The organism is Paenarthrobacter sp. NPDC089322 (assembly GCF_040684895.1).
GTDB lineage: Bacteria > Actinomycetota > Actinomycetes > Actinomycetales > Micrococcaceae > Arthrobacter.
The window spans coordinates 115,821-132,721 of the sequence record NZ_JBFBGW010000008.1 but is presented as its reverse complement, the minus strand read 5'-3'; the positions used below and the strand labels follow the sequence as shown (position 1 = coordinate 132,721).

Below are 16,901 nucleotides of genomic sequence, written 5' to 3'. Positions count from 1 at the left end.
GGGCCGGTCGGCTGGAAGGCGGCAGCAGAACTCTGGTCCCACCTGCGGCCCGGGCGGACAATGGTGTCAGCACGAACATGAGTGCATCCGTAGGGAGAACCATGGAAAGGGCAAGCGAGAGTCAACCGGTGCAGCGTGACCCGGCGATCGACCTTGTCCGCTTCATTTGCCTGCTGCTGGTGGTCGTAGCCCACTGCATGATGGTCAGCCCCGTCCTCCACAAGGACGGGACAGTCACCACTGAGAACACCCTCATGGAGCAAGCCTGGTTCACGCCGGTGGTGTGGCTCCTGATGATTGTTCCGTTGTTCTTCGTCCTGGGCGGCGTCACGGGACTGCAATCATGGCGACGCTTGAAAGCGCGGGGTGGAACGGGCTTCGACTTCGCGCAGCTCAGGCTCCTGCGGTTGGTCCGACCCGCCATGGCCCTGCTCGCCCTGATGTGGGCAGGGCTTTGGGCGGCTCTGTTGCTCGGCGTCCACCCGCAGGTGATCCAGCTGATGACCACAGGCGCAGCGATGCCCCTCTGGTTCCTGGCAGCGTATCTGACGGCGCAACTCAGCATCCCCCTGATGGCCCGCCTCCATCAACGCCATCCGCTGGTGACTTTCGGGGCGCTGGTTGCCCTGATCATCGCAGTCGATTCCTTGAGGGGCGCGGCACCCGTGTTGGCCTTCACCAACATGATTTTCCTGTGGTGCGCCGTCCAACAACTGGGATTCTTCATGCTGGACGGCTACTTCGAGGACCGCAGCCGGCCGTGGTTGCTTGGCGTGATGGTCGCCAGCAACCTCCTGCTGGGGCTCGTCACCGGAGTGGGCATCTACCCGGGCAACATGGTGGTTAATATCAACCCACCCAACCTCTGCCTGCTTCTCTTGGCTATCTCCCAGACGGCGATGCTTCAACTGCTGCTTCCGGGAGTGCGATGGTTGGGCGGGATCCGGTGGGTGCGGACAACCATCGCGGTCGCGGGTCGCTGGTCCATGACCGTCTACCTCTGGCATCTTCCGCTCTTGGTGGGTATGTCGGCGCTCCTGCTGCTCACCGATTTTCCCAAGCCGTCAGCCGGAACGGGCGAATGGTGGTGGGCCCGGATTCCCGTCTTCTGTGCGGTCGTAGGTCTCTTGCTGCCTACCGTTGCGCTTCTTGGCCACCTTGAGGAACGTCCGACGGCGGCCAGCCACGCCCGGGGTCCCTCCCGGACCGCCGTGGTGACTGCCGCCGTCGTGGTTTTTGTTCCTGTGGCGGATGCCGCCTTCAACGGCCTGACGCTGGCGCTGCTCGGCGGGGGAGCAGCTTGTTTTGCGCTCGCAGTGTTGTTGCTTGGCAGGGTCACGACGCCGGTGCTGCCGCCGGCTCCCGTCGAAACATCCGGCCCTCGGGACGAACAACCGTCCACATTGCCAGAGCAAGGTTTACGTGCCAATCTCGAATCATGACCGAGCAAACCGACTCCCTGGCAGACTCCTTCCGCGCTGGCGTCACAACAGTGCGCAACGACCAATTCCACCGCTATGAGCTGCGCGTCGACGGTGAACTGGCGGTGATTTCCCAGTTCATCAACAGGCCCGGTCACATCGATTTCACACACACGGAGACGAGGCCCCAGTTCAAGGGCCAGGGGCTGGCCAAGGTGCTTGCGCACTTTGCGCTGGACGATGTGGTGGCATCCGGAAAGCGCATCATCCCGCATTGCCCTTACATCGCGGCCTACCTGCAGAAGCATGAAGGTTACGAGCAGGACGTCGACTGGCCGGCCGAAAAACCCGTGGGCGAGCCGGACAACGAATAGCCGCTATTCGTCGCTTTCCACAGCTTCCCGGGGTTCTTCAGCGGGCCCCTTGCGTGGCCGGGTCACAAGTACGGCCACGACGATCGCTCCCACGAACGCAAGTGCCCACCAGGGGAAACCGGGGTCCAATGCCTGGCTGGGGAGCATTCGTTGACCCTCGTCCGTGGCTGGGGGATCGATACGTTCACCCCTCACGATAAGTCTGTGGCTGTTGACGCCCTTTGGCGTGCAGGTGACCAGCGTGACGTAATCTTTTCCGTCAACCTTGCGGAGGTCGTCAGTTTCCTCCGGGAGCACGGTCTTGATCTGGTTTACCCGGTAATAGAGGGTCTCGCCGAGCACGCTGAGGGTAAAGATGTCGCCGTCGGCAACTTTGTCCAGATCATCAAAGAGGGTGGCATTGACGAATCCGGAATGTGCCGTGAGTACGCTGTGGGTGCTGGTGCCGCCAACGGGCAATCCTGAACCGAAGAGGTGCCCTGCGCCTTTGGCGAGAGTGGCCTCGTCGGTGCCGTGGAAAATTGGAAGATCCGAGTGAATGGCTGGAATGCTGATCCGGGCCATCATGCCTCCCGGACCGACGTCCAGCATCTTCTTATAGGCATCGGATCCTGCACCAATGACTGTATGCTCGCCCTTCTCGTTCAAAGAGTAGGGGTCGCGGAGAGGGCCCGATGGAAGATCCGAGTTGAACTGCCGGGCTTCGTCCAACAAGGACTTCTGAGCTGAGGGCGAAAGGTTTTCCACTGTCTCCACATAGCCGCTGATTTCTGTTGCATGGACCCGATCGGAGAACCAGGCCGCCGCCGTTGGGTAGAGAAGGACACCAACGCCGATGATTGCGGCCAGCACGATGAAGATGCGTTGCTTGCTCCACGTGGTGGGCGTGTGCCGCGGTTGTTGAACTCTTCTGCGCGGGCGCAGCTGGGAAAGTTGGCGCTGTGTCATCAGGTTCCTGGGAGAAGGTTGTTCCGGGATGAAGCAAAGTGGGGAAGAGCGCTTGTTCGGCGTTCTTCCCCACTTCGGTGATTAGGACCGCTGTAGCGGTTCCTGGGTGTTAGTTGTTGCTGGTCCGGCGTGAGCGGACGAACAGCAGACCTGCGCCGGTGATGAGGAGTGCACCGGCTGCGTAGAGCAGCCCGGTTCCCACGCCACCGGTCAGCGGCAGTTCGAATCCGGAGTTGGACGGGATGTTCTTGACCTCGAGGTCGATGCCCACGGTGGTGGTTGTTGCATTGACCAGGAAGGAGATCGGCTCGGCGAGCAGTTCATACCCTGCCGGAGCGGTGGTCTCGACGAGGTAGTAGGTGCGGTACTCTGCATCGCCGGGAGCTACGGCAGCGCCGTTGGCCCAGTCCGAGTAGCGCAGTCCGGAGATCGTCAGGGTTCCATCTGCCGCTACCGTGAAGGTGGTTTGGCCGTTGAGGGCGATGGGGTTGGTACCGGCCTGTGCGTCGGCTTCGGTTGCGTAAACGGAGAAGGAAGCGCCGGCAAGGGCTGCACCGTTCTCGTCAACCTTTTCGAGCGTGATCTCGCCCCACTTGGTGACAACCGGGGGAGTAACGATCGGTCCGCCAGGCTGGCCCGGGGTGATGTCGAAGCTGGCAGCGTTCGGGTAAACCAATGCCTCGTTCTCGATCTCGCCAATGGTGTTGACTTTGGTGTTGACGACAACCTGGACGCGGGTGTCATTGTGGGCTGCGAGCAGTGCACGGCCAGCCGGCGTGAAGACAACGGAGACGGTGTTCGTGGCTGCATCGAAGACCACGTTGTAGTCGGTGCCTTCGGTGAGGACGGTGCCGTCAACGAGGGTAGCGGTGGCGTCGACGTAGGTCAGCTTGGGGTCAAGCTGGTCAACGATCTTGTAGCCGTCGATGACGTCCTCGTTCGGGATGTCACCGGTGATGGTGAAGTCGATCTGGTCGCCCAGCTTTACATCGGGGGCATCGGTGACGGTCTTCTCTGCCCCGGTGAGGGAGTTCTTGGGGTAGACGTGGACGTCGTAGATCCAGTTGTCGTTGTTGTCAGGATCGGTCAACGGCACGGAAACCAGGAATGGAGCCGCCGGCGTCACGCCTGCGGGGTAGTTGGTTTCGGTGACGAGGTACAGGCCGACGGGAAGATCGCTGAAGGCTGCTGTGCCGGCGGCATCGGTGGTCTGTGCCTGCCCGCCGCCCAGGGTGTAACCGGCACCGGTGATGGACCCGGTCGGGTCCGCGGGGGAGAAAACGCTGCTCAGGTTGTGTGCAGCGTCCCAGCCGGCATTCGTGGAGAGGTCGATGGTGTTGACCTGCTGGATGGTGAATTCGACGCCGGCCAGAGGCGTCAGCCCCGTAGTGTCAACGGCGGTGCCGTTGTTCGGCAAGCCCGTGGCGGTGGAGGGCCGTTCGAATTTGTGCACGGTGATGGAACCGAGCTGGTCGCCGTCCACCAGGGGAGCGGCGGACGCGGGCGTTACCGAGAAGGTCATCGCCAACACCGCCCCGGCTATGGTAGCGGCGGCGGTTTTCCAAAGCCGCCGAGAGCTTTGATTACTCACTTTTATCCTCTTTCTTATTGTGTGGTGCTGATGCTCGGAATTGAACATTTGTGAATGCCCTGCTCCTAACGGGTTACGTAGGAGCGGGGACTGTTATCAGGAAGATGCAGACCGGACCTTCTGGCGTCGGCTGGTGCCGGCGGCCATGAGTGCCGAGGTAAGAAGAAGCATGGAACCGGCCACAGTGAAGGGCCACCACCCGATTCCGCCGGATTCGGGGAGTTCCAGTGCTGGAACGTCGCGGACGGTGACAAGGAAGATGCCGTCTCCGTCGACGTCGCTGGTGGTGACAACACCGGTGCCGCTGCCCTGTCCAAGACTCACCGAACCATCAGGGGCAACGGTGAATTGCACGGGTTCGGCCAGAAGGCTGAAACCATCCGGGGCCGTGATTTCGTGGAGCCAGTACACGCCTGGCTGGATGCCCTCGAGCTGGAACTGCCCGGTCTGGCCCGTGATTGCTTCCACGGGGTAGCTCGTATTCAGCGCGCCCGGTGTTCCACTGGCGTCGTCATGGATAGCCCAGGTTGAACCGGCCATGGGGACCCACGTCGAATCAGATGACTCACCGATCTTTTCGATGAGGATCTTGGCAGGCGTCCGGTGCGTTGTGGTGCAATCAGGCGCGGGTGTTCCGGAACCTGTGGGGCAGGACAGTGGTGGAGTTGATGCGTTTCCGGTTACGACGTTGACTAGCTCCGCACTCCAGGCGTCGTCGTGGATGGTAACGCTGTAGCGCAGCGTGGCCGTCTGCCCTGCAGGCAGGGTGAACGGTGCGGTGACGAGGGTGGTCGAGCCGGCGGCGGGGTCGGCGACGACGATGGGAGCGGCAGTACCGATGGTCAGGCTGGCCGAGCCGGACACGAAGATCGCATGGTCCAGGACGTCAGCGAGGTTGTCCGTAAGGACGACTCCCGTGATCTGCCCGCTCACGCTTGTGGCCGTGACCGTGTAAGTAATGGTGTCACCAGGGCTGACCTCGCTGCCGTTGGATGAGTTGCCGTCCACAGCCGCAGTCTTTTTGATCTTCCAGGCCGGTGGTGCGGAGACCTGGGCGTCGTCTGTGGCGGTGACCGGGTTGCCAAGAGGTGGGTTGCCGGTGACTTTCGCGGTATTGGTCAGCAATCCGCTGGTGACATCCGCGGCGGTGACTACATACGTTGCGGTTGCCGTGACAGATTGTCCCGGAAGCAGCACACCCGGCAGGGCTGGCCACGTGTAGGACAGGGCGCTCATGGTTCCCGTGCCGGAGAATTGGGTTTCGGAGATCACTACGCCGGTCAGCGTCACGTTTCCCGTGTTCTTTGCAACGAAGGTGTACGTCGCAGTTTCGCCGGCCACCAGCGTGGTCTTGTTCACTGTTTTCACGAGCGAAATGGCCGGGGCGGGCACTATCGCGGGGGTGATGGTGAAAACGTAGTCCTCCACCTCACCAGAGTCTGAGGCACCGGTGGGGAGCATCGTCTGGGTGCTGTTGTAGCCGATCCGGAACCGTGAATAGGTGGTGCCCGCCGTGACTTGGCTGGAAATCGCGGTCCAATTCAACGTTGCCGTGGTTGCACCGGCAGCAAAGGTGGCGCAGGCGCGCTCTGCCGGGTTGTCGAAGATGCCGTCCTTGTCGAAGTCAATCCACCCGCAGACAGTGCCTGCTTTGCTGGCCCCACTGATTGCAACAGTGGTGGAGTAGCTGGTGGTGCCTGCGACGTGGGGCGCCAGGATCACGCCGTCGTCCATCTGGTCCAGGGCCGCGGTGGCACTGGCGTTCGGTGAGGACGTGCCGTTGGCCACCTGGGCGTTGTCTTCCGTCACGTTTGGTCCCAAGGTGACGTCGGAGAGGATAGCCCTGGCTGCATTGGCTTGGTCGTAAGTAGCCGGTGCATCTCCGAAGTCCTGCGGCACAGTCATCGAGATCACGTAGTTATCGGTGTTGTGAGGCGGATCTGATGTGTCGTTGTTGGTGTAGCCAGGACGGTTGTCGAGCGTCGGGACAAACACGGCACTGATGTTGAACGTCAAGGTGTTCACGATGCCGTTGATGCGTACCGCCCCGCAGGCAGCAGTCGCCTGCGCGTCCCAAGGATCCGGTGAATCGTTTTGGACGTTCGTCTCGCAAGACGTGCCCGCGTTATGGTTTGTGGCGGTGATCGAATTTCCTGAAACAGCGAGGTTGCCACCGGAGAGTTTGGTCATTGACAACCCCGGAGTTGCAAGGTTGAGGACCGCATGGAGCTGTGACTGCTCGTCAATGTTTCCGTCGTCGCCGATGTCCATGTAGACGTTTCCGCCAATGCCAGCAATGTTGAGGACCGGGTTCCGCACGGGCTGGTTGAAGGAGATTGTTATGGTTCCCAAGCCGGAACACGTGCCGGATGCGGGGCAGTTGTTGATCAGGTTTGACGCGAACTCAACCCCTGGCGTCGTGGCGGGCATGCCTTGCTGAAAGTCAGTGGCGACATAGCCGCGGCTGTCCATCCGGGCCCTGCCCACCAAGTCTGTTAGCCCGGACTGGTCATAGGTGGTGACGAGGTTCGATCCAGGCATGGACAATGTGGCAACGCCGCCGTTAACGCTCGCCTGCGTGGTCGCCACCTGATAGGCCTCGGCGGGGGCGCCGAAACCCAACGAGCCGAAAGACAGCAGCCCAAGGAACACCACCAATGTGGCGACAATCGATGTCGCTTTCCTAAAGGATGACTTCAAAACGAGTTCCTTCCAGCTTTCTGTAATCCGTTCCAGTGCCCTCATCGTGTGGACCAAGGTGGGCGTCCATGCACCTTGGATTGGAGATTTTGGGTTAGCCGCCAGGTTCCCCTGGGCAGCTCTCAGGAAGTAAGTAGGAGTTGGCTTCCGTTCGTGTTGCAGAAAGTGGGAGTTTTCTTTCCGGACGTTCCCATCCCGGTGTCGTTACGAGGAGAAGCCGAGGAATCGTGCCCCGATAACGGTGACCACGCGGGGCATTCGGCGCGCCGACCGCCTTTACTGCTAAGCAACCTGCGATTCAAGTCATTCCGCAATGTGATGTAACACTAGGGGGCATGGGGAAGAAACCTGCTTCAGGGCCTAGTGGTGTGCCCGGGACTATGGCGGCCGAGCCGCATAGCGATCCAGAAATCATCGCGATGGTTAGAACCGGCAATAAGGATGCGTTCGCCGAGCTTTACCACCGACACTTGCCGGCGGCGCAGTATGTTGCGCGTGCCCAGATAGACAACCCCAGTGACTCGGATGATGTGGTGGCGGAGGCATTCGCGTCGGTTTTCCAGGCGCTGAGTCAGGGTAGGGGGCCGGACAAGTTCTTCCGTGCTTACCTCCTGACGACGGTTCAGCGCATGGCTCACGACCGGAACCGGAAGGCCAGGCGCCTCCAGGCGGCACCTGACGACGCAATGCTGGATTTCGCCGTTGTGGATCACGATCGCGTCCTCAACGAATTCGAGTCGTCCGCGATGGCGGCGGCTTTCAAGTCCCTGCCCGAGCGCTGGCAGATCGTGCTGTGGCACCTGGACATCGAGGGAATGAAGCCGGCCGCGGTTGCCACGTTCTTAGGTGTTAGCGCTAACGGCGTGTCTTCCTTGGCAATCCGCGCCAGGGAGGGGTTGCGCCAGGCTTACCTGCAGAAGCACATCAGTCGAACCCCGGATGATGAATGCTTCGAATATTCCAGCCAGCTCGGGAAGTATGCCAGGGGTGCGCTGAAGCGGAGCACCTATGAGAAGGTGCGCGCACACATGGACAACTGCTCCAAGTGCACTGCCCTGCTGATTGAGCTTAATGACATCCAGAGCGCCATGAGGGTGATCATCTTCCCGCTGGTAACCGGCGTCGTGTTCACTCCGGCGGCTGTGGCCGGGATTTCGTCCGGGCCAACCATGCCGCAGGCCGCCAGCGGAACCACGGCCGTCAGGTCCTTCGGTGAGATGTGGAAAATAGCAGCAGCTGCCGTGGCTGCCGTCGGTTTGGCGGTGTTCAGCGCGCTCATGTGGCTCGGGCAAACTTCGGCGAACACCAGCGCGGCCGAAGCGCCGAACGCCCCGCTCCAGAAAGCAGCGCCATCGGGTACACGTCCAAGCAGTGTGCCATCGCCTGCCGCACCGTTCGTCCCCCCGGTTGTTCCGTCGCCGGCTCCGCTTGATGTGCCGTGGGCTCCGGCCACACTCGTGACGTCGCCCTCCGATCTGGGACCCGGGGTGGCCGTTGCGCCGATCCTGGCGTTGCGGGGCCCGGCCTCCCGGGATCCACTGCCGCGGAACTACACCTCCGGGGGCAAGGCTGCACAGTCGCCGTCTCCGACGCCGACTGGCCCGGCAGCATCCCCAACGCCGTCTCCTACGCCGACGGGTCCGGCAGCCTCCCCGACGCCGACACCCTCGCCGTCTCCTACGCCGACGGGTCCGGGAGCCTCCCCGACGCCGACACCCTCGCCGTCTCCCACGCCGACGGGTCCGGCAGCCTCCCCGACGCCGACCGGCCCGGCAGCGTCCCCGACGCCGACACCAACGCCGACACCCTCTCCCACGGCACCGGCACAAGCTGTGGAGGTCACCTTTGGAGTCCGGCAGGGTAGCGGCACCACCGAGCGGGTCCTAAGCGTTGGTCTTTCAATCGACGGTCAAGGCTCCTCGGGCTGGGCTGAGGCGGACTTCACCTTGTCCGAAGGCGCCTCGTTTGCCACGGATGGCTTTGTGCCACCAGCGGGTTGGACGTGTTCGGATCCGGCAGCAGACATCCACAGGATCCACTGCACCACACAGTCCATGGACCCGCATGGCGTCACTTTCGACTTCGGCGTGCTGGTTCCGGGCGAAGCCCGGCGAGGCAAGCTGGATTACGGGTTTACCGGTCAAGGTTTCGAAGGCATGACCTTCACCAACGAGTTCTCTTAGCCTGTGAAGAATTTCCAGATTTTCGCGTCACGATCCGTGATTGAGTCCCACTGAGTAGTGGGCGAAGCCATGCCCATGGCGCTCAGTAGCGATGTTACAAAAAACCGTGACGAGGAAGCAGTCCGAGCCTCGACCCTGAATGTAGGTCGCAGCAGATGGCGTTTTGAGCCCTCAAAACGCGCTGTAATGCGACCTAGTTGGGCTTGCCCGCGCCCGTCGCTTGCCCGCGCCAACCGCTCGCCCGCACTTGCCGGACGGGCCGCGCTTTCGAGTGAGTTAGAGACCCGTCCGCTTCTGCTGCCAACGCGAGGCGTGCCAAAACAGGAGGCCAGCCGTCAGCAGGACAGCTGCGAGCAGGGCGTAGGGGGCGTTGGCCAGCAGCATGTAGTTCACCTGGGCGATCTCGCTGGTGGGCGGGGCCATGACGGCGGCCGCCGCCGTGCTGAAGGCCCACGCTCCGAAGAACCACAACCCTGCGGTTAGGACCCAGAGCGCGATGATGAAGGGGTTGGGCTGCAGCCGCGTGTGAGCCGGGTCGACGGCGGCCGGCATGTGGGGGTTGATTGCCGGTACACCATTTCCGTGTTCGTCGATTTCGCGGAAGCCGATGCGCTCGTGATCGCGATCATTCATTGGTTCCCCCAAGCCGTTGACGGGATAGTCCTTGCACTCTACTCCTCGGCTACGCGTCCCGGGGGCCACGAGCATGCCGGACAGTGTGTGCCCAAAAATGGGCAGAATCTTGCCCCGAAAACCGCGCGAAACAAAGTCAATGACGACACTCACCCTTTCGAACTGACAAGAAAACGCATTCAGGGCGAATTAGGTCACAAAAGTTTGACGGAAAGGCAATCCTAAGTAAGGCTTGCCTTTGCTAACTAGCGCCCCAATGCAATGGAAGGAAGCTGACGTGACGTCACCTAGTGTCGAAGAGCGGATCGTTCAGGAGCAGGACTTTGGCTCCAAAGTGGAACTGGCCCTCGCTGCCACCAACCAGCTGTTCAACGCACGAAATTCGCCCAGTTACGTCGCGCAGGTCCTTCAAGGAGTCAATGCCGTCTCCACCAAAGTCCAGCGGACCGCCCAGCCGTTTACCGGCGTCGGGCATGCAGAACTGAAGGCGCGTGTTGGTGCTGTCGACCTCGACCGTCCCCTGCCGGACACGGCGGCGGCCCTGGAGGAGCTTGACGGGCTCTACCTGAAGGACGCGATCTACTTTCACGATTCCCGGTATGCCGCACATCTGAATTGCCCCGTCGTCATCCCGGCCCTTGTTGGTGAAGCTGTTCTTTCGGCAGTGAACTCCTCCATGGACACGTGGGACCAGAGCGCGGGTGCCACCATGATCGAGCGCCGCCTCATCGATTGGACCGCGGAGCGCATCGGCTTCAGCCAAGCGGCCGACGGCGTCTTCACCTCGGGCGGCAGCCAGTCCAACTTCCAGGCGCTGCTGATCGCCCGGAACCACGCTGTTGCGAAGCTGCGGGCCAGCAACGGTGAAGCGCGTCTGCCGCACCTGCTGGACCGGCTCCGGATCTTCACATCCGTTGACAGCCACTTCAGCATCCAGAAGTCCGCTTCCATGCTGGGCCTCGGTTTTGATGCCGTGATCGCCGTGCCAACGGCTGAAGACCACCGCATGGACCCCACAGCACTCGCGTCGGCTTTGGCAGAGGCGCACGACGCCGGCCTGGTGCCTATGGCGGTCGTGGCCACTGCCGGAACCACTGACTTCGGTTCGGTAGACCCGTTGGCCGAACTGTCGGCACTCGTCCGCGCCTACGACTCCTGGCTGCATGTTGACGCTGCCTATGGTGGCGGCCTCCTGGTGTCCGGCCGTTACCGCCACCTCCTGGACGGGATCCACCTTGCCGACTCCGTCACGGTGGATTTCCACAAAACCTTCTTCCAGCCGGTCAGCTCCAGCGCCGTCCTGGTCCGCAATGGCGCCATGATGGGCCACGTCACCTACTACGCCGACTACCTCAACCCGGAAAGCGCCGCCAAGGCCGAGATCCCCAACCAGGTGGACAAGAGCATCCAGACCACCCGCCGCTTTGATGCGTTGAAGCTCTGGCTTACGCTCCGCATCATGGGTGCCGATGCCATCGGTGCGCTGTTCGACGAAGCCATTGACCTTGCCGGCCGCGTGGGCACGCTGCTCGGCGACGACGCCCAGTTCGAACTCGCCGCCGCACCCCAGCTGAGCACCCTCGTCTTCCGTTACCGCCCCGAAGTTGACGGCACAAGGCTTGACGAGGACGCCGCAGATGTCCTGAATCCCGCCATCCGGGCTGCGATCTTCGCGTCGGGCGAAGCTGTCGTCGCAGGCACCAAGGTAGCCGGACGCCATTACCTCAAATTCACCCTCCTCAATGCCGAGGCGTCCCTGAGCGACATTCAGGAAATCATCGAACTTATCCGCCGGACAGGCGCCAGCCTGCTCGCCAACACCACGGAGGCCGCCGCGTGAGCACCCCGGACAACAGCAGGATTTACGACGTAGCGGGTATCGGCGTCGGGCCTTTCAACCTGGGGCTGGCCGCCCTGAGCGAGCCGGTGGAGAACTTGGACTGCGTGTTCCTTGAGCGACGTGAATCCTTCGACTGGCACCCCGGCATGATGCTGGAGCCGGCGCATCTGCAGGTGCCGTTCATGGCTGACCTCGTCACACTGGCGGACCCGACGTCGCCGTACTCGTTCTTGAACTTCCTGAAGCAGACCGGCCGCCTGTACCGCTTCTATATCCGTGAGAACTTCTACCCGCTGCGCGCGGAGTACAACCAGTACTGCCAGTGGGTGGCCGGTCAGCTGGAGTCGGTCCGTTTTAGCACGGATGTGCTGGATGTGGCTTACGACGACGGCGTGTACCGCCTTTCCGTGCAAGGCCCGGACGGCGCTGAGGTGCTTCGCGCACGCCGGCTGGTCCTTGGCACCGGCACGTCACCTTATATCCCGGTCTCGTGTGCCGGGATAGTCGACGGTGGGGGGCTGGTCCTCCACAACGCCGACTACCTGTCGAGGAAGAGTGAGCTGCAGTCCAAGCGCAGCATCACGATCGTGGGCAGCGGGCAGAGTGCAGCCGAGCTTTACTACGAGCTCCTTCAGGAGATTGACGTCTACGGGTACCAGCTGAACTGGGTGACCCGCTCAGGCCGCTTCTTCCCGCTCGAGTACACCAAGCTCACGCTCGAGATGACCTCGCCCGAGTACGTTGACTACTTCCACTCACTCCCCGGCGAGCAGCGCGACCACCTGATCAAGAACCAGAAGAACCTGTACAAGGGCATCAACTCGGACCTGATCGATGACATCTACGATCTCCTCTACACCAAGAGCCTGTCCGGAATCGTGGACACTCAGTTGCACACCCACTCCTCGCTGACCGCTGCGGAATGGGACGCCGCCACCGGAACCCACACCCTCCACCTGCGCCATGAGGAGCACGGGCGTGACTACTCACTGGAGTCGGAGGCCGTGGTGCTCGCCACCGGCTACACCTACAAGGAACCCGCCTTCCTGGCTGGCATCAAGGACCGCATCCGGCGCGACGCCAAGGGCCGGTTTGACGTCGAGCGCAACTACGGGACCGGCGTCGAACCGGGTGAAATCTTCGTCCAGAACGCGGAACTGCACACCCATGGTTTCGTAACCCCGGACCTCGGCATGGCCGCCTACCGGAACTCCTGCATCCTGCGGGAAATCACGGGCCGCGAGGTGTACCCGGTTGAACGCAGCATCGCGTTCCAGCAGTTTGGCGCTCCGGCCGCCGTCCCCGCTGCCGAAGCCGCACCCATCGGAGCCTCCGCATGAGCTTCACTTTCCGTCCCGTTGATCCCATCGCCGACGCACCGGTCCTCCACAGCTGGGTGAGCCAGGAGTACGCACGCTTCTGGGGCATGGTGTCGTCCACGGAGCAGGACGTTGTGGAGGAGTACACGAGGATCGCAGAGTCGGGGCATCACCAGGCCTTTCTGGGGCTCGACGACGGCGTCCCCGCCTTCCTGATGGAGCGGTACCGTCCGGAGTCATCACCGTTGGCGGACGTTTATGAGGTCCTCAAGGGTGACGTCGGCATGCACCTTTTGGTGTCCCCGCCCAGCGGTGACCCGCAACCAGGCTTCACCACCGCCGTCATGCAGGCCGTCATGGCGGAACTGTTCGATGACCCCGCAACCCGGCGGGTCGTCGTCGAGCCTGACGCCCGGAACCACAAGATTCACGTTCTCAACGAGAAGGTGGGTTTCCGGCCGCACGGCGTGGTGACGCTTCCCGCCGTCGACCCTGCCGAAGACCACAAGCAAGGGCTGTTGAGCTTCTGCACCCGCGAGGATTTCCTCGCTACCCTGACCCCGATTCTGGCCGCGCCTGCCGCGGCGACCAGAGGAGAATCCCTGTGACCACCACCGCCGAGACGCCTGTTAATGAGATCGCCGCTCCCGTAGCCCATCTGACTCCGGAACGCTGGGCTGCCGCCAACCGGCATCTGGTTCGCAAGGCCATTGCGGAGTTCTCGCACGAGCGCATTCTGGTTCCGGAGCTGATCCGTGACGAAGGTGACGGCGTCGGTTTGTACAAGGTAGCGAGCGACGACGACACCGTGGAGTACCGTTTCCGGGCCCGGCTCCTGGAACTTGAGCACTGGTCCGTGAACGCCGAATCGATCGCCCGCCTCCGGGACGGCGAGGAACTGCCGGTGGATGCCTTGGACTTCATCGCAGAGTTCCATGAGGCCTTGGGCATCCGCGAGGAAATGCTGCCCGTGTATCTGGAAGAGATCAGCAGCACCCTGGCGAGCCATGCCTACAAGCAGGGCAAGCCGTACAGCTCGGCGGAGTTGGTCGCCGGTGTCACGGGCGGCGCGGACCGGGCAGTCGATTTCCAAGCGATCGAGCACAGTATGACCGAGGGGCATCCGTGTTTCGTGGCCAACAATGGCCGGCTGGGCTTCGGCATCGCCGATTACCACGCCTTTGCCCCGGAAACAGGGGCCACCGTGAAGATTCAGTGGATCGCCGTGCACCGGAGCAAAGCCGTGTTCACGTCGAGTGCCGGTCTGGACTATCGGACGCACTTCGAATCCGAGCTCGGCCCGGCAACCCTGGCGTGGTTCAACACCGAGCTCTCCGCTTCCGGCCTTGACCCCGAAGACTACCTGCTGATGCCGGTCCACCCGTGGCAGTGGGACAACAAGCTCACGGTGACGTTCGCGGCAGAAATCGCCCAGCGGCACATCGTCCACCTTGGAACCGGAGAGGACTCCTACCAGGCCCAGCAGTCCATCCGTACGTTCTTCAACACCACCTCACCGGAGAAGGCGTACGTCAAGACGGCTATGTCCGTGCTGAACATGGGCTTCATGCGCGGGTTGTCGCCGCAGTACATGAAGGCAACACCGGCCATCAACGACTGGTTGCAGGAACTGATCGACAAGGACCAGGAGCTCCAGAACCGGGGCCTGGCCATGATCAAGGAATGCGCTGCGATCGGATACCACAACCACTACTACGAGGCCGCCTCGGCCAAGGGTTCGCCCTACCGCAAGATGCTCTCGGCGCTGTGGAGGGAAAGTCCCTTGCCATTGCTTGAGAACGGTCAGCAGTTGGCCACCATGGCGTCGTTGCTGCATCTGGATGGCTCCGGAAATTCCGTGGTCTCCGCACTGATTTCCCGCTCGGGGCTGGCACCGACGGAGTGGCTCCGCCGCTACTTCGAGGCCTACCTCGTGCCGTTGGTGCACTGTCTGTACGAGTACGAACTCGCCTTCATGCCGCACGGCGAGAACGTCATCCTGGTCCTTGAAGATGGTGTGCCCGTTCGGGCCATCATGAAGGACCTCGCCGAGGAAATCGTGGTGATGGGGGACAGGCTGGAGCTGCCGTCCGAAGTGTCCCGCATCAAGGCCGAGATTCCTGCCGAGGAAATGGTGTTGGCGATTTTCACTGACGTCTTCGACTGCATTTTCCGTTTCCTTGGGGCAATCCTTGTGGAGGACGGGACGCTGGGCGAGGACGAGTTCTGGGGGACCGCCGCCGCGGTGCTGCGTGAGTACCAGGCACGCCACCCGGAGCTCACGGACCAGTTCGCGATGCACGACCTATTCGCGCCGGACTTTGAATTGTCCTGCCTCAACCGGCTGCAGCTGCGGAACAACCAGCAGATGCTGGACATCTCCGACCCGTCCGGCGGGCTGCAGATGGCCGGACGCCTCGCAAACCCCCTGGCGAAGTTCGCCTAACAACCCCTCGCCGAGATGGCACTTAATGACAGTCCCACGGGCAAACATTGTCATTAAGTGCCATCTCGCGGGGGAGGTGGGGACTAATCTAGGCGCATGACTACCCGAGCCAACGAACTCACAGCCCTGGTCACCGGTGCTACCGCCGGCTTGGGCGCGGAATTTGCGCGCCAACTCGCCGAGCAGGGCCATCACCTGATCCTGGTGGCCCGCGATGAACAGCGGCTGAAGGAGAAGGCGGAGGAGTTCGAACGCGACTTCAGTATCTCGGTGGAGGTCTTGTCCGCAGACCTGACTACCGACGTCGGGGTTTCCGCGGTGGCGGACCGGCTCCGCGACCCAAGCAGGCCGGTGGACGTGCTGGTCAACAACGCCGGGATCGGGCTCCTGAAGTCGTTCGAGCAGAACAAGTTGGAGGAGGAAAGGCGCCATCTTCGCCTCCACGTCCAGACGCCCATGGAACTGTGCCATGCTGCCCTGGAGGTCATGCTCGCCCGCGGCAAGGGCCGGATCATCAACGTCGCCAGTGTGGCTGCTTTCGCCAACCGCGGCAGCTACTCAGCCGCAAAAGCGTGGCAGGTAACGTTCAGTCGCTGGGCCAACACCGCATATGCAAAGTCCGGAGTGCAGGTGACGGCCGTATGTCCGGGCTTCACGCACACCGAATTCCACGAACGCATGGGCATGGACAAGTCCGTGGCTCCCCGCTTCCTCTGGCTCAAAGCCGAGCGCGTAGTGCGGGAAGGCCTGGAGGACAATGCCAAAGGCAAAGCTGTTTCCATCCCGACGCGTCGCTATAAAGTAGTCAGCTTCTTCGCAAGGATACTGCCGGCAAAGCTCACGTCCGGACCACCCCGCCGGCCGCTGGAGCCTTAGCTTTCGCGCCGGAAGTCGCCAATGAGCCGGGAGAGCGGCTCCGGCGCCTGCCCGGCAGGCAAGGCAGCGACCAACAACGGCGCGTAGCGAATCTTGTTTCCACTGCGGCCTCCGAAGAACCGGCGCAACTGCGCCGATACCGGCTGCTCGCGCTGCGACGGCTGGCGTTGGAGGAGCCGAAAGGACGCAAGCTCGCCCTGGGCGTCGATGACGTTGAGTACGGCATCGATGCCCAGGCAGCGGATGAGTTCGTCCTCCAGATCAGCGCGACAAACATGGAAACCGAGTTCGTCCAGTGGGCCGGTCCCCACGCCCGCCCGGCCGAGTGCCCGGGCAATGCCGCGGGATTCGCCTTCGTCGCACAACCCGAGGAGCCTGTGGTTTGCGCCGTTAGGCCCGTAGTGGTCCAGGAAGCGGACGATGCTTGTAGCACCTCCCATTGGCACCACCGTGACCCGCTCAGCGGTCAGGTCATGGCCGCGGCGAAGAGCGAGCGCAAGGACCGCAAGCCGGTCACTCTCGCCCTCCACAAGGACAGTCGTCGCCTGCATAAAACAAGTATGGCGCTGG

Annotated in this window: 13 protein-coding genes; 8 read left to right on the top strand and 5 right to left on the bottom strand. The window is 62.4% G+C overall.

Translation table 11 applies throughout. The features are described from left to right. The first annotated feature begins 101 nt into the window (after positions 1-101). Together AB0N65_RS10885 and AB0N65_RS10880 are read left to right on the top strand one after the other, a co-directional pair. A complete protein-coding gene (locus tag AB0N65_RS10885) occupies positions 102-1,442 on the top strand; it encodes an acyltransferase (protein WP_364160997.1) in 1,341 nt (446 codons plus the stop codon). Continuing rightward, positions 1,439-1,795 (top strand): GNAT family N-acetyltransferase, encoded by a 357-nt coding sequence (locus tag AB0N65_RS10880; protein ID WP_364160995.1) that lies wholly within the window; start codon positions 1,439-1,441, stop codon positions 1,793-1,795. The genes AB0N65_RS10885 and AB0N65_RS10880 overlap by 4 nt, the downstream gene beginning before the upstream one ends. Positions 1,796-1,798: 3 nt before the next feature. Here AB0N65_RS10880 and AB0N65_RS10875 read toward each other — a convergent pair whose 3' ends face one another. The 3 genes from AB0N65_RS10875 to AB0N65_RS10865 all read right to left on the bottom strand — a co-directional run bounded on the left by AB0N65_RS10875 (position 1,799) and on the right by AB0N65_RS10865 (position 7,034). After that, a complete protein-coding gene (locus AB0N65_RS10875) occupies positions 1,799-2,743 on the bottom strand; it encodes a class C sortase (protein ID WP_364160993.1) in 945 nt (314 codons plus the stop codon). Positions 2,744-2,852: 109 nt separating this feature from the next. Next, the gene (locus AB0N65_RS10870; protein WP_364160991.1) at positions 2,853-4,334 is read right to left on the bottom strand and encodes a SpaH/EbpB family LPXTG-anchored major pilin; all 1,482 of its coding nucleotides are present in this window, start codon (positions 4,332-4,334) and stop codon (positions 2,853-2,855) included. Between the two features lie 96 nt (positions 4,335-4,430). Beyond that, positions 4,431-7,034 carry a GEVED domain-containing protein gene (locus AB0N65_RS10865; RefSeq protein WP_364160989.1) on the bottom strand — a complete coding sequence of 868 codons (2,604 nt, stop codon included), beginning with the start codon at positions 7,032-7,034 and terminating at the stop codon, positions 4,431-4,433. Between the two features lie 419 nt (positions 7,035-7,453). Here AB0N65_RS10865 and AB0N65_RS10860 point away from each other — a divergent pair, with 419 nt between their 5' ends. Next, positions 7,454-9,217 carry a sigma-70 family RNA polymerase sigma factor gene (locus AB0N65_RS10860; protein ID WP_364160987.1) on the top strand — a complete coding sequence of 588 codons (1,764 nt, stop codon included), beginning with the start codon at positions 7,454-7,456 and terminating at the stop codon, positions 9,215-9,217. 276 nt (positions 9,218-9,493) lie between these two features. On the opposite strand, the gene AB0N65_RS10855 is transcribed toward AB0N65_RS10860, so the two are convergent. Continuing rightward, on the bottom strand, positions 9,494-9,850 hold the full coding sequence (locus AB0N65_RS10855) for a hypothetical protein (RefSeq protein ID WP_364160985.1): 357 nt from the start codon (positions 9,848-9,850) through the stop codon (positions 9,494-9,496). 277 nt (positions 9,851-10,127) lie between these two features. On the opposite strand from AB0N65_RS10855, the gene AB0N65_RS10850 reads away from it, so the two are divergent. From AB0N65_RS10850 to AB0N65_RS10830, 5 genes are all read left to right on the top strand, one after another. Next, positions 10,128-11,690: an aspartate aminotransferase family protein gene (locus tag AB0N65_RS10850; protein ID WP_364160983.1), complete on the top strand. Its 1,563-nt coding sequence runs from the start codon at positions 10,128-10,130 to the stop codon at positions 11,688-11,690. Continuing rightward, positions 11,687-13,030 carry a lysine N(6)-hydroxylase/L-ornithine N(5)-oxygenase family protein gene (locus AB0N65_RS10845; RefSeq protein WP_364160981.1) on the top strand — a complete coding sequence of 448 codons (1,344 nt, stop codon included), beginning with the start codon at positions 11,687-11,689 and terminating at the stop codon, positions 13,028-13,030. The genes AB0N65_RS10850 and AB0N65_RS10845 overlap by 4 nt, the downstream gene beginning before the upstream one ends. Next, complete coding sequence (locus AB0N65_RS10840; RefSeq protein WP_364160979.1) at positions 13,027-13,617, top strand: GNAT family N-acetyltransferase; 591 nt, start codon at positions 13,027-13,029, stop codon at positions 13,615-13,617. The genes AB0N65_RS10845 and AB0N65_RS10840 overlap by 4 nt, the downstream gene beginning before the upstream one ends. Beyond that, complete coding sequence (locus AB0N65_RS10835) at positions 13,614-15,455, top strand: IucA/IucC family siderophore biosynthesis protein (RefSeq protein ID WP_364160977.1); 1,842 nt, start codon at positions 13,614-13,616, stop codon at positions 15,453-15,455. The genes AB0N65_RS10840 and AB0N65_RS10835 overlap by 4 nt, the downstream gene beginning before the upstream one ends. Positions 15,456-15,551: 96 nt before the next feature. Beyond that, positions 15,552-16,331: an SDR family oxidoreductase gene (locus AB0N65_RS10830; RefSeq protein ID WP_364160975.1), complete on the top strand. Its 780-nt coding sequence runs from the start codon at positions 15,552-15,554 to the stop codon at positions 16,329-16,331. Here the strand turns inward: AB0N65_RS10830 and AB0N65_RS10825 are convergent. Beyond that, positions 16,328-16,882, bottom strand: a complete 555-nt coding sequence (locus tag AB0N65_RS10825; protein WP_364160973.1) for a TOPRIM nucleotidyl transferase/hydrolase domain-containing protein — start codon at positions 16,880-16,882, stop codon at positions 16,328-16,330. The two genes, AB0N65_RS10830 and AB0N65_RS10825, sit on opposite strands and share 4 nt — an antisense overlap. Positions 16,883-16,901 lie beyond the last annotated feature (19 nt).